Here is a 12810-nt window from a genome sequence, read left to right as displayed (position 1 = left end):
TAGAGGCTATGCGGCAATGGCCAATTTCTGAATTGGCGTGATGCCGCCAAGGGCCATGTGTGGCCGCTCATGATTGTATGTCCATAACCAGCGTGTAGCAAAGTCTTGGATCTGGCCCAAGAAATCGAATAGGTGATGCGCTAACCAGTCATAGCGTACGGTGCGGTTAAAGCGCTCGACATAGGCGTTCTGCTGCGGTTGGCCCGGCTGGATGAACGCGATCTCGATATCGTGTTTGGCAGCCCAGGTTTTAGTGGTCTCGCTGATATATTCTGGACCGTTGTCACACCGGATCACGCAGGGATTGCCGCGCCATTCGATCAGTTGGTCTAGTGACCGGACGATGCGTTCCGACGGCAGTGAGAAATCGACATCAATGATCAAGCCTTCGCGGTTGAAATCGTCGATGACGTTGAACAGGCGGATGCCGCGTCCATCTGCGAGTTGGTCGTGCATGAAATCCATCGACCAGGTCTGATTGATCGAAGTGGGTACCACGAGTGGCAGTGGCTTCTCACGTATCAGGCGCTGACGTGGTTTGATGCGTAGGTTTAGCTCTAACTCTCGATAGATGCGGTAGACGCGCTTGTGGTTCCATGTGAAGCCTTTTACGTTGCGCAAGTAAAGAAAGCACAGACCGAAGCCCCAGTTGCGCTGATTATTTGTCAGACGCACCAGCCAGTCGGCGATGATTTCATTTTCAGAATTGCGCTTGGCCTGGTAGCGAAAACAGGTCTGGCTGATCCCGAAAGCTAGGCAAGCGTTTTGGATCGTCGCGCGACCAGCATCGACGTACCAGCGCGCCATCTCACGGCGACGAGATGGCGCTACCACTTTTTTGCTAAAGCCTCGGCGACGATCTCGGCCTTAATGCGCTCGTCAGCATACATCTTCTTGAGGCGGCGATTTTCCTCTTCAAGCTCCTTCATGCGGGCCATCAGGGAGGCATCCATACCGCCGAATTTGGCGCGCCACTTGTAAAACGTCGCCGTGCTCATGCCATGCTCGCGGCATAGCTCGGGGATCGGGGAGCCCGCTTCGGCTTGCTTTAGGATGGCTATGATCTGGCTGTCGGTAAATCGGGAAGTCTTCATTGCAGAACTTTCAAAAAGCTAATTGAGAAAATTCTACTTCTGATGGCGATCATTTGGCGGGGGGATTACCATTATAGTGTGAGGTCGGTTGCAATCATTCGGGAAATTTTAGGTCCTTCTTGGTCACTGTTTTCGTTTCAATTGCCTTTCAATGCAGGCATATATTTTTCATCGAGTATCCATCGTTGTGATGGACACTGATTCGTTCAGGTGGATCATTATTAATTCTTGCGATCGTTACAGAAATGCGCCATAGTTGTAGGTTGATATTTTTTCGATAATAGAATGCGCGCATCCATGAAGTTCGGTAATACTCGGATTCAGTTCTTCTTCGTATTAGGACTGCTGTTGTTGATCCTTGGTCCGGTCAGCGCGGCTTCTTTGTCGGGAACATACATAGGAGATTCTAGACCGCAGGCACTGTATTTCTTGACCCTGGTTCAGACCCGTGATGCTGTAACGGCGTCGTTGATTGATGTGAGCCCAGCCGGAAGTGGAGAGACTAAGACGGATTCCATTGCGTTATCAGGAGGTATTAGTGATGATCTATTCACATTGCGTGCAGATCGATGGTGGTCTGGGCAAGTGTTCAGTGGCAAGACGCAAAACGGTCGCATCATCTTGTCATTTCCTACTCAGGGTGGAGCCTTAGGGACAATCACTTTCGTCAGGGGTTCAGAAGAAAGTTTCAACAAGTTGTTGGCGACATGGAAGGAAGGCCTACAAGCCCGCTTTACGGAACAACAGCGCGAGCAAAAGGCTCGTGAGACTGAAGCACGTGCCTTGAATGCGCTTGCTGATAAATTTGCGCATGACTTGCGAACGATTCGCTCTAAGGACATCGAGATTAAGGTGAAGGATATCCAGGGTGATTTGGATGGAGAGCGCAAAGTGCTCAATGAGCTCAGCAAAGATCTGGGGAATCTAATACGAGAGGCTGAGGTCAGACCGATGACCTGTTATCAAGCATTTCAGACAGTTGGCTATGCATTTCATCAAACGATGGGATATACCTTCAAGACTACGCTGGGATACGAGGTTAAGAATTTTGAGCGCAATATGAAGGCACTTCAAACTTTGCTGTCCGAGTCGCCTGCAGTAATTGGCAATACCCAAGAGCATGCTCGGGCTCTAGATGAGGCAATTAAGGGACGACGATTTGCTACGAAAGTTTCGCTTCAACCCGCGGAGGCCGATGAAGCGCTGAGGCATTATCGGGAACTCCTTGAGTATGCCCGGAGCAGCCTAGAGGATTTTCAAGGTCGAAACGATGCACACTTAGCGGAGGCCAACGTTCGTATGCGCCAAGGCGAGGAGATTGTACGTGAGACGCAGGCATCGGTGCGATGCCGTCAATAGCCGGAGATCAGCGTCGTGCCACTGTCCCAAGCTTTGCCGTTTCCAGTAAGGCTCGATATAAATGGATAGCGTCTTCCACTATGCGTATTGCACGGCGCAGCGGCGTCTGACTAGTGGGCTCAATGTTTAGTTATATCGTCTATTTGGGCTAGATTCTCTGGCATAGCGTGCCTGTGGTAACTAGGCTTGCAGCGCTACTGCGGGGCTGTTATCGCCGCTAATGTCAGTATGAAAATGCATTAATTATTGATTATGTTCCCTGCTTGTACTAGAACTTGGGAAGCCTCCGGTAAATTTACTAACTATTAGATGATATGGCCATTTACGAGATTACTCAGAATTCATTGACTGCACTTGTTGAGACGAGTTTCGGTGCAGAAGGTATCTACGAGCGCAAGGACCTCCAGCGCCACCTTCGGCAAAACATTGGTGTCATTTCTGCGGACCTGTACGTTATCGCGGAAGAGTATGGCGAATGGCTAGACAGTAATCGCAGGATTGATCTACTTTGTATAGATCGCGATGCGAATCTTGTCGTAATTGAAGTTAAGCGTACCGAGGACGGTGGTCATATGGAATTGCAGGCGATTCGGTATGCTGCCATGCTGTCGACTATGACCTTCAGGCAACTGGTGGAGGCCCATGCAGCGTTTCTTGCTCCGACCGGTCAAACTCCAGAACAAGCTGAAGCGATCATTCTTTCATTCCTTCGCTGGGAAAGCGCCGATGAGGATGCGTTTGCCACAGAAGTTCGGATCATCCTCGTGTCTGCGGATTTTTCTAAGGAAGTCACGATGTCGGTCATGTGGCTTAACCAGCATGGTCTTGATATTCGATGCATCAGACTCAAGCCATATCGTCTGCCGGACAAGCGGTTGTTGTTGGACGTGCAGCAAATTATTCCGCTACCTGAGGCCTCGGATTTTCAGACGCAAATACGCGCAAAGGAGCAAGCTGGCCGGGAACATCGCGCGGAACAGAGCAATGGCATGTACCAGTTCTGGGCTAAGCTGTTAGAACATGCGAAGACGAAAAGTACTCTTCATGCAGGGCGTCGGCCGACCACGGATGGCTGGATTAGTGGAGGAAGTGGTAGGGCAGGCCTATCGTTTACCTACTCGGCGAGGCGTAGTGATTCGCAAGTCGAGCTGTATATTGATGTCGGCGACAAAGAGAAAAATCTGATCGTCTTTCGACATTTTCAAAGTCATGATGCAGAGATCGAGGCCGCCTTTGGCAGTGCGCTAGATTGGCAGGATCTTCCTCAAAGCCGTGGCTGCCGTATTCGTGCATTGATCCCCGGCGGATGGCGCTCTGCGAAAGAAGATTGGAAGTCATTGCACGAGGAGATGGTGGATGCGATGGTGCGCTTAGAAAGAGCCGTGCGGCCTTTCTTTACCTCCATTCCGGGCTAATTTGTTACCTGCTGCTTAGCAATGAGAAGCGATGCGATAACGCGACGTTGATCGTCAGTCAGATAGCAACTCTATGTACTCTGCATACCCGAAGCTTCGGTTCTTGCGCTGTCCCGTCATCTCATGCACGATGCCTAGATCAGATAGCGCCTTCACTGCGGCATTGGCGGTCGGATAGGTCGTTTCAAGTCGTAGCTTGACTTGCTCGACTGTAAAGCGCGGCATCATCGGCAATGACTCAAACAGGCGATAGGCGATGGCCCCGGCTTTGGGCGACGCCAGTAAGCGGCGACGGTCGCTGGCGATCAGCGTCGCAAGCGCGACGATGGTGCGTTCAGCGTGGGTCGCGGCACTGATTACACCCTCGAGGAAGAATGCGACCCAGGCTTCCCAGTCGCCGTCTGTGCGGATATGGGAGAGCAGGCGATAGTACTCGGATTGATGCTGTTTCAGGTAGCCGCTAATGTAGAGCAGAGGTGCTTGCATCAATTGCCAGTGTTCTAGTAAGGCTGAGATCAGCAAGCGACCTATGCGACCGTTTCCATCAAGGAAGGGGTGGATGGTTTCAAACTGGGCGTGGATGAGCGCAATCTTGACCAGTGGTGGCAACTCGCCGTTATCCGTGTGAATAAAGCGTTCCAGATCTGATAGGAGTGCGTTGACCCGCTCCGGTGGTGGTGGCACAAAGATGGCGTTACCCGGGCGGGTGCCGCCTATCCAGTTCTGCGACCGGCGTAGTTCCCCGGGCTGCTTGCCGGCTCCACGTACGCCAGCTAACAGCAGGCGGTGGGCTTCGCAGATGAGGCGTATGCTGACCGGTAGGCCACTCGCTGACTGCAAGTTGTCTCTGACATGACGGAAGGCGCGTAGATAGTTGGTGACTTCTTCGACGTCATCGGGATTATCCAGTTCCATGCCCGCTTCCCCTTCAAACAGATCATCGAGGGTGGCTTGGGTACCCTCTATCTGTGAGGTCAGTAGTGCTTCCTTGCGGATGGCTCCGTACAGTAGCCAGTCCTCGGACGGTACCAGACCGGCCACACCGTTGAGGCGCGCTAACGCTAGTTCGGCCTTATGATTGGTCGATGCATAGGACTGGACATCCAGTACCGGATCGCTGGGTGGTAGTGGGTGAGGAACGAAGGCGTCGACATGTTCGCCTAGCGTTGTGGTCGTGCTCAGCGTGCCAGTTTGACGGGTCATCTAAAGATTCCTTTAATATGCTTTCCCATATTAAAGCATTCTTTAATTTGCGGATGACCTATTCAAGAATTCTTTATTGTCCGTTTGCGATACATCATGTTTTCGCGCCATTTGCATCGTTTTCACATCAGTCGGGTTTGGTTGTGACGCGGGGGCGCTTAGCTTGTACGGGCTGCTGTGACAATAAGGTGTGAAGAGGAACGAGCGATGCCGGACGAATTACCAGCAGATCCGTGCGAGCCAAAGCTTTAGTGGTAAACGTATTGCGGGCATCGTTCTGTATAAGGCCAACGCACGTTGGGATATTTAACAAGTGCCATAATGAATGTATCTGCCCGTTATCGCCGCTAGTGGTGGGGCTGGTCACGAATTGGCGTCTGGGTTGCGGCGTTCCTAGATGAGCCTCGGTCCAATACCGCCATCAGAAGGGCCATGCCGGCCGGCGCTGATGATCTGACACCACCATGCCATCCCCGACAACTTGCGTGACACCGGATCGCGCTCCTGTCCCCGCACCGTTAATACGCCATCCTCTGCAAAGACGATGACGGTATCAAGCAATTCCGGAAAAACATCCCCAGTGCCGTTATCGCTGCGCAGGAATATGTGTTCGGTGGTGGCTGGTGATTCGAAAAGCGGCTAGTGAGGGAGGGTGCGGATAATCTAGATCTACGCTCGCTGTGGTGGTGTGACATTGTGTGATTTTTTTCGCTTGGAATGAATGTTATTCTGGAAAGATTTATTGGTTTTGATTGCCGGTTTATCGCGCTTAAACATCTATTTTAGGAACATTTGTTAATGCACTTTGCACGCGTTCGATACGTTTTAATGGCTGGTGTACTGATGCTCAGTACGTCCGTGTTTGCGGCGGAGCCGACGATACATGAGGTCTATCTGGTCGTCGAGGCCGGCAAATTTGCTGAAGCCGAGACGATGATGAATCAGGTTTTGCAAGCACACCCAAGCAGTGCCACAGCGCATTTTGTTCTGGCTGAACTACTCGCCAAACAGGATAAGTTTTTAGCATCGCAACAAGCACTCAACAAGGCTGAAGAGTTAGCCCCAGGTCTGTCTAAAGTGGATCCGCAAGCACTGGCCAAGCTAAAGCGCCTGCTGGCGAGCGCGACGGATCATGGTAATCGCGATGTCGGCCTGTCCTCTGCTCAGTCGCAACGCAAGCAGTTTGTCAACGGCTGCGTGAGTCGCGCGATTCAGCGCAATGAAGACGCCGCGAGCGCAGCCAGCTTTTGCAGTTGCTCCTTTGATGTACTGGCAAACGAACTCAGTCACGCCGAATTTATGGAATTCGAGAGGACCATAGCTGATCAGCGCAATCCGGAGGTATTACCAGCCATCGCGCGCGCGCGTCCTAAGCTTGAGCAATGTAAGAAGTAGTGCGACTAGCTTCTTCCGAAGCTCGACGGCGATGCGTTCTATGTGTCGCTTGGTATGCCCAACCACCTGACTGGGACAACTCGAAAATTTGATGATTCCTACTGACATACGAGAGCAGATTCTTCAACGACTGCACGATGCTGAAGTCGAGCATGGCATACAGATTCTGCTTGCGGTGGAATCTGGTAGCAGGGCCTGGGGTTTTCCTTCGCCGAATAGCGACTACGATGTCCGCTTTATCTACGTTCGTCCGCGCGACTGGTATCTTTCGATCGCACTCGAAGAACAGCGTGATGTGATCGAATACCCTATCGTGGATGAGATCGACATCAATGGCTGGGATCTGCGTAAAGCCCTGCGCCTCTTTGCGAAGTCGAATCCGGCGTTTGTCGAATGGATACGGTCTCCGATCATCTATAGCGAGCGGGGCAGCTTTGCCGATCAAGCCCGTCAGTTGCTGCCTGCCGTGTATTCGTGTGAACGCGGCATCCATCATTATCGTAGTGCCGCGGTAACGACCTTCCGTCATTATATGAAGGGCGATCTGATACCGCTAAAAAAATACTTTTATGCGCTGCGGCCGTTGCTGTCGGTGCGCTGGCTGGAAAAATACCGTACTGCGGCGCCGATAGAATTCGACCAGCTATTGCCTCTGATCGAAGGCGAGTCCGAACTTGTGCGCGAGATACAGGCCTTACTGGTCAAGAAAAGCGCGGCACCCGAAATGGGGCTGGATAGGCGGGTAGCGCGCATTGATGCTTTCATTGAAGCGGAACTTGCGCGGCTTGCGTCATTCGTACCCGATCCGTCCCACAATCCGCAAGCGCTGCCGCTGCTGAATGTGCTGTTTCTGCAGGTGCTGGAACAGACGTGGCGTAGCGCTTTATGCCCTGAACAGATGGCATAACTGTGGCATCCGGGACGTATATTGCTGTGGTGGGATACAGGGAATTCGTTGTGACGGTCTGTGTGTATCTCTAGGTGGTTAACAAGGCAAATTGGAAGTGAGATGATTTATCAATGTCGTGATTGTGGCGCAGAGCGGCGGGATGTGCCGCCCAATCAAGTGAATCTACGATGTCTGCTGTGTGAATTCGGGCTTCCTGCTACCCGCGAGCCGTGGCTGACAACAGTGAGTGCAGCTGAGCGACAGGTAGCGCTGCAGCATGCACATGCCCTGAGACGCGAACTAAGCGAGAGAGGCGCTGGGTCACCCGATAGTGTCGAGACACTGTCGGATATCGAGCGACAATTCTGGGCGGTAGGATGTCTGTATGAGGCAGTCCATGATGGCGGTTTCGAGCTGTTTTTTCACCGGTACACGTTCAATACCTATCTCGAGGCGCTTCGTGGGCTCGATGCTATGGGGGCGTGGATCGGCTTTAGACTACTAGGCAAAGCCCATCCTATCATTACAGGATGTGTCGATTTGCCTGACGATGCTGAGGCACGAAGAGTTTTTCTGGCGGCGAAACGGAATCCCGATGCACAACAGCAGCTCGATAGATTGCGCCAAGCGTTCTGTTCGGATGAGGAAGATCTTGCAGCGCTGTGGTATGAGTTCGGCCTTCAGCATGGCTTCTTCCAGCTGTCTGGCTAGTTTATTGTGAACTCACTAAAGGGAATTCAGTGCGGGAATGTGTGCGGAAGCAGCGTGTCGGACAGCTCAGCTATTCACTTTGTCAGGGCTGAACTGTTAGTATGGTCAGGTGTTTGAATGGCAACGTACCAGTCTGGTAGAGGACTAGAAAATTGGGTTTTGTGGATATTCCTACTCTGATGATCGCGCAAACCTGCATGCTGAGCGCTATGGCGGCCATGCTATGGATAGCACGAACGGACGCTGATCGGAAAAATGGACTGCGTACCTGGATGTTCGGCGTTTCCTGCCAAAGCATGGCTTATCTGCTGCTGGCTCAGGGCGGGCGCGATACGACCCTGCTTAGCCCCATGCTCGGCAATGGTTTAGGTGCGTTGTCGGTATCGCTGTACTTCGTGGCCATCCGCCAGTTTGTCGGCCGACCCTACAGCAAACCCTGGCTGGCGCTGATGGTGGGGAGCATAGTCGTGGTAGGTGCTGTTGCTGGACAAAAGTATCAATTAGCCACGATCTTTAATAGTTTTGTCTATGGCACATTAGAACTACTCAATGCCCTGACACTCTGGCGAGCTTCGCAGACCGAGAGCAAGCCGGTCCAACGTACAGTTGCGCTTGCCTATTTTCTGATGGGTATCGTGCTGCCTTTGCGCGCTTGTGCCTTAATTCTTTCCCAGATGAATACTGACTATCTGAGCGCGGCACCCGTATGGCATCAGGCGATTTTCATCTTCGGATTTGTGTACATCGTGGTGACCAAATTGGGATTCGTACAGATGTGCAAAATTAAGGCTGAATCGATGATAGCTCAACAGTCGCTTACGGACGGCTTGACTGGCCTGGCCAATCGCCGCGCATTTGATAATGCGTTGCAGATAGCCCTGAACAGCGCAGCTCGCGATGGCCGACCATTTTCTGTTGTGCTGGTCGACCTCGATCATTTCAAAGCGCTAAATGATTGTTTTGGCCACCTTGCAGGGGATGCCGCGCTGGTTGCTTTTGGACAAAGGTTGCGCACAGGTCTACGTCTACAGGATGATGCGTTCCGTTATGGCGGAGAGGAATTTTGTGTACTACTGCCTAACACTGATGCTACCGAGGCGGCGGTCGTGGCTGGGCGCTTGTGCGCCAAGGTGGCGCTTGCAGAACAGAATGGACATCCAGCTCAAACTGCCAGCTTTGGCGTTGCAATTTGGCGCAGGGGAGATACTGCGGATACTCTGATCGGACGTGCCGATGACGCGCTATACCGGGCTAAGTCATTGGGCCGCAATCGGGTGGAGCTAGCCCGGTATGCTGATTGCGACGGTGTCCATGCGTAAGATATCATTCGGCGCCTAGGTCTTTGAGTGCCAACTCATCGTAAAGAGGGATTCAATTATGTCGGACGATGGAAGCAAACAAGGGAACCTATGGCCCATGCCGAAGTTTCGTTTTGAAGTGGATTTCGGCACTCAGCTGACCAAGATATCGTTTCAGGAAGTGTCGGGCATGGACCAGGAAGTGCAAGTGATTGAATACCGGCACAGCAATAATGTCTTGTTCTCCACCATTAGGATGCCCGGCATCGCCAAGTACGGCAACGTCACCATGAAGCGGGGAATTTTTGTTAACAACAATAAATTCTGGAAATGGATGGACGAGATGAAGATGAATACCATCTCGCGCTGCACGGTGTTGATCAAGCTGCTCGATGAGGGGGGCAGGGTGAGCATGCAGTGGCAGCTGAATAATGCCTGGCCCACCAAGATCATGGGCACCGACCTGAAGTCCGACGGCAACGAGGTCGCCGTGGACACAATTGAAATCGCTTACGAGCAGTTGATCATCACTAACGGCGAGTTCTGAGCAGCCGTTCTTGCGAGGCTATCCCGAACCTATGGGACTGCGACTGGGGAACAAGGGAGAGCCGCAATCAAATTAGCTGAAGCGTCCCTCATCCCGCCGGTTTACCAATGCAGACATGGTGCTTAATGTTTTATGCCTATCAAGCGTGGGCTATCGCGCCATGCGTATTTACCAATGGGGGAGATTACCGTGTGCTGGCACGGGGGGAGAATTCATAGGCGGCCTGATTCATATTTTTCTTTAATGCAGCGACATTGGTGGCGCAAATGTCGGCGGAACCGGTCAGCATCTGGCCGCCGATGGCCGGACTCTGTATGTGGTTCAGCAGATGATTTGCTGTCGCAAGATAAATATTCTCGGTCGCTAGTCCGGATGCGTTATAAAGCTGCTGCATCCTCTCCAGCAGGATTGCCGTTTCTGTGTAAATAAAACTGTTACGACGATCCCGTTTCGCCATCTCCCTTAACTGGGTTGGCGGCAAATGGTCTTTTAACAAAATCATCTGCTTGCAGTGGATGTACAGTGTTTCATTATAGCGATCCTCGCCGAAGTGGATCTGGTTGTGGTGGGTTAGTACGGTTCTAAACGGCAGTGCTAGTGGCGCTTGGGCAGCGGCTTGATCAATGAACGCATTGATATCCAGCGCCTCCGACAAATGTTCCAGGCGCATCTCGGACGCACCTGCATTCAAAGGCAAACCGAAATAGCTCTGCGCTGCGGTATTCTGGTGCGTGGACTTCATATGCTTATTCGGATAATTCGGACCGGAAGGCAGTAGGAAAATTTTGCTATGCTCTCCGTTAAAAGTATTATCGATTTCCTGCTGCATAGTGGAAGGAAAATTTGCGGTATCGCCTGCATAAAACACGTCCTGCTTCGAACTGAATGACGAGATGATGCAACTCATTACTCCGCTCATGTTGATACCAGCATTTTCACGCGGACTACCTGACCAATGTACTGCCGGAGTAATTTGCAGCGTGGTGGCAGAATCAAGGGGAATGCTCATTCCCCATTGGCAGGCGGCAATTATCCGGTCAGCGCTAACACCGTATTGAACGAACTCTTCGGTGCAACCTGCTGGCACGATAATGTGTGCAGCCGGATTCTTCTCAATCAGCATTTTTATGCTGTGAGGATGCACATGATCCATATGGTTATGTGAAATAAATATGTAATCTGCCCGCGGGACATATAACTCACCATCCGACATGATCGGAATTTGGGTTTCTGCAGGATACGCCTTGTGTGCATCATCGAGCATCGGATCAGTAATGATCACGATGGGCTTATTGTCTTGTCCGGGCACGGCAATTACGTTGCCCGCATGTCCGATGTTGAAAATGGCCGTTTCGGTGATGGTGGCCGGGTTGTCCTTGACGAACCGGATCAGATCCTGTGTGTAGGCAATGGGAGCAGACGCAACACCATATTGCGATCTTGCATTCAGCCGTGATAATTTACCCTGTAACGCTTGCAGATTTGCCAGCAACAAATTCTTCTTCTTTTCGTCTTTTAAAGTTAGTTGCGGAATCTGTATAGCAAGCTGATTTATCTGCCGTTCCAGCTTGGCATATTTACCTATGCCATAGTTGAAGTAGCTGTACTGGTTGTACTTTTTTATATATCCGTCAATTTTTGATTTATATTCATTAATTTCCCGCGCATAGTCTTTATGCTCGCTGCTGGCAGTGGTGAGACGGTTAAGTTTCCCCTGGTAGCGGGATATCCTCATGTCGAGGTAGCTGCCATAGGTTGCGCAGATGGCTTTCATTTTAAATTTCGCTAGTCCGAGCCAGGCTGCATCCCAAAGCGCGGTCAGCGAATGAACATTCTCCGTTGCACGGTGTCCGATAATGCCCTCATGAATAGGCGCCAAATCTTTTAAATCGCCTACCATTTGAGAGATTTCGATTTGCAGAGCTTCAGGCAAGGCCCAGCGTTGGCGGTTGAATTCTTGCGCGAAATCGATCCGTTGCGCACTGATTTCGAAATTTGCCAAAGATGCAGCCATTTGCTGCAATACCGCCTTACGCGTTCCGCTAATTCCGGCAGTCTTACTCATTAATTCGATTCTTGGTGCCAGCGAGCGGAATCGTGTGCTTAACTCTCTTTGTTTAATTTCGTTGGAGTAATCGATTCGGAAGGCGGCTTTTATTTTTCTGGCGATTTCCCGGGCATGTCTGGTTTCGGTTTTCCCGTTGACGGCCATAGCGTCGCACTGCGAAGTCGCCAAATGTCGACGCACAATCCGATCTATATGCGGGTTGCTTAGGAAAGCCTGCGCGGCGGCAGACTTCCCGTTTTTAAAGGCAGGGCCGGAAAGGTAGTCAGCGACCATTTCTCCAAAATTGTGTGGTACGTGATCAATTCCGCGGCATGCATGCTCTATCTCGCTAATCAGGCGTTCTCGTTTGCGGGAGGAATTGATGTCCTGTTTGACAAATTTATATTTGAGGAGAGCGGCGATTATATTCTCTGCCGCGCTGTGTTCCGCCGAAGCTGGCCCTTGCGCGGCCCAAGATAAGAGCAGGGCGTCTGCTTTCGCTTGAGGCTGGCTGATTTCGTTGAGTGCGGGGCGTGCTATGTAGGGGACGCTGACGTCTATGTGCATTTCTTAATCCACTGTAAATTTATACGGTAGTTATCTCAATAACTTTCTTCCACTGGCTGTTCACCCACATCGGATGATTTTTTCTTTACCCTGGATAGGGGCCGCCGGCAAATGCCAGCTGGTCTGAAAAAACTGGATATTGGTGATGCACTGATAGGTCATGCCTTTATACACAACTCGGCTTCAGTCGTAGGCCGAGTTCATTTCTCGTAGCGCTTCAGCGACGAGTCGTATCTTGGTCAGCCCCTTCCAGATCGCTTTCACACCTGGCTCGCCATCTCCTTT

At 51.5% G+C, this 12810-nt stretch carries 10 protein-coding genes; 7 read left to right on the top strand and 3 right to left on the bottom strand.

Annotation, left to right across the window (positions count from 1 at the left end):
- Positions 1-6: 6 nt before the first annotated feature.
- Positions 7-1094, bottom strand: a protein-coding gene (locus GTP27_RS18730) for an IS3 family transposase (RefSeq protein WP_229634217.1) whose coding sequence is annotated in 2 segments (ribosomal slippage) — positions 7-833 and positions 833-1094 — 1089 coding nt in all. Because the reading frame shifts where the segments join, the coding sequence is not laid out codon by codon here.
- Positions 1095-1391: 297 nt separating this feature from the next.
- On the opposite strand from GTP27_RS18730, the gene GTP27_RS18725 reads away from it, so the two are divergent.
- Both GTP27_RS18725 and GTP27_RS18720 read left to right on the top strand, forming a co-directional pair.
- Complete coding sequence (locus GTP27_RS18725; protein ID WP_161040676.1) at positions 1392-2453, top strand: hypothetical protein; 1062 nt, start codon at positions 1392-1394, stop codon at positions 2451-2453.
- A 314-nt stretch (positions 2454-2767) separates the two neighbouring features.
- Complete coding sequence (locus tag GTP27_RS18720; protein WP_161040675.1) at positions 2768-3868, top strand: DUF4268 domain-containing protein; 1101 nt, start codon at positions 2768-2770, stop codon at positions 3866-3868.
- Positions 3869-3922: 54 nt separating this feature from the next.
- On the opposite strand, the gene GTP27_RS18715 is transcribed toward GTP27_RS18720, so the two are convergent.
- Positions 3923-5071 (bottom strand): Fic family protein, encoded by a 1149-nt coding sequence (locus GTP27_RS18715; RefSeq protein ID WP_161040674.1) that lies wholly within the window; start codon positions 5069-5071, stop codon positions 3923-3925.
- Positions 5072-5899: 828 nt separating this feature from the next.
- Here GTP27_RS18715 and GTP27_RS18710 point away from each other — a divergent pair.
- From GTP27_RS18710 to GTP27_RS18690, 5 genes are all read left to right on the top strand, one after another.
- Positions 5900-6466: a tetratricopeptide repeat protein gene (locus GTP27_RS18710; RefSeq protein WP_161040673.1), complete on the top strand. Its 567-nt coding sequence runs from the start codon at positions 5900-5902 to the stop codon at positions 6464-6466.
- A 91-nt stretch (positions 6467-6557) separates the two neighbouring features.
- On the top strand, positions 6558-7373 hold the full coding sequence (locus GTP27_RS18705; RefSeq protein ID WP_161040672.1) for a nucleotidyltransferase domain-containing protein: 816 nt from the start codon (positions 6558-6560) through the stop codon (positions 7371-7373).
- A 102-nt stretch (positions 7374-7475) separates the two neighbouring features.
- A complete protein-coding gene (locus GTP27_RS18700) occupies positions 7476-8066 on the top strand; it encodes a DMP19 family protein (RefSeq protein ID WP_161040671.1) in 591 nt (196 codons plus the stop codon).
- A 161-nt stretch (positions 8067-8227) separates the two neighbouring features.
- On the top strand, positions 8228-9385 hold the full coding sequence (locus GTP27_RS24180) for a GGDEF domain-containing protein (protein WP_161040670.1): 1158 nt from the start codon (positions 8228-8230) through the stop codon (positions 9383-9385).
- 97 nt (positions 9386-9482) lie between these two features.
- Positions 9483-9911: a phage tail protein gene (locus GTP27_RS18690; RefSeq protein WP_229634208.1), complete on the top strand. Its 429-nt coding sequence runs from the start codon at positions 9483-9485 to the stop codon at positions 9909-9911.
- A gap of 184 nt (positions 9912-10095) precedes the next feature.
- Here the strand turns inward: GTP27_RS18690 and GTP27_RS18685 are convergent, their stop codons facing one another.
- Entirely contained in the window at positions 10096-12525 is a 2430-nt protein-coding gene (locus GTP27_RS18685; protein WP_161040668.1) for an MBL fold metallo-hydrolase, read from the bottom strand.
- Positions 12526-12810: the final 285 nt, after the last annotated feature.

Source organism: Duganella qianjiadongensis (assembly GCF_009857915.1).
Lineage (GTDB): Bacteria > Pseudomonadota > Gammaproteobacteria > Burkholderiales > Burkholderiaceae_D > Rugamonas > Rugamonas qianjiadongensis.
Note: the sequence above shows the minus strand (reverse complement) of the source record. Positions and strands in the feature narration are given on the sequence as shown.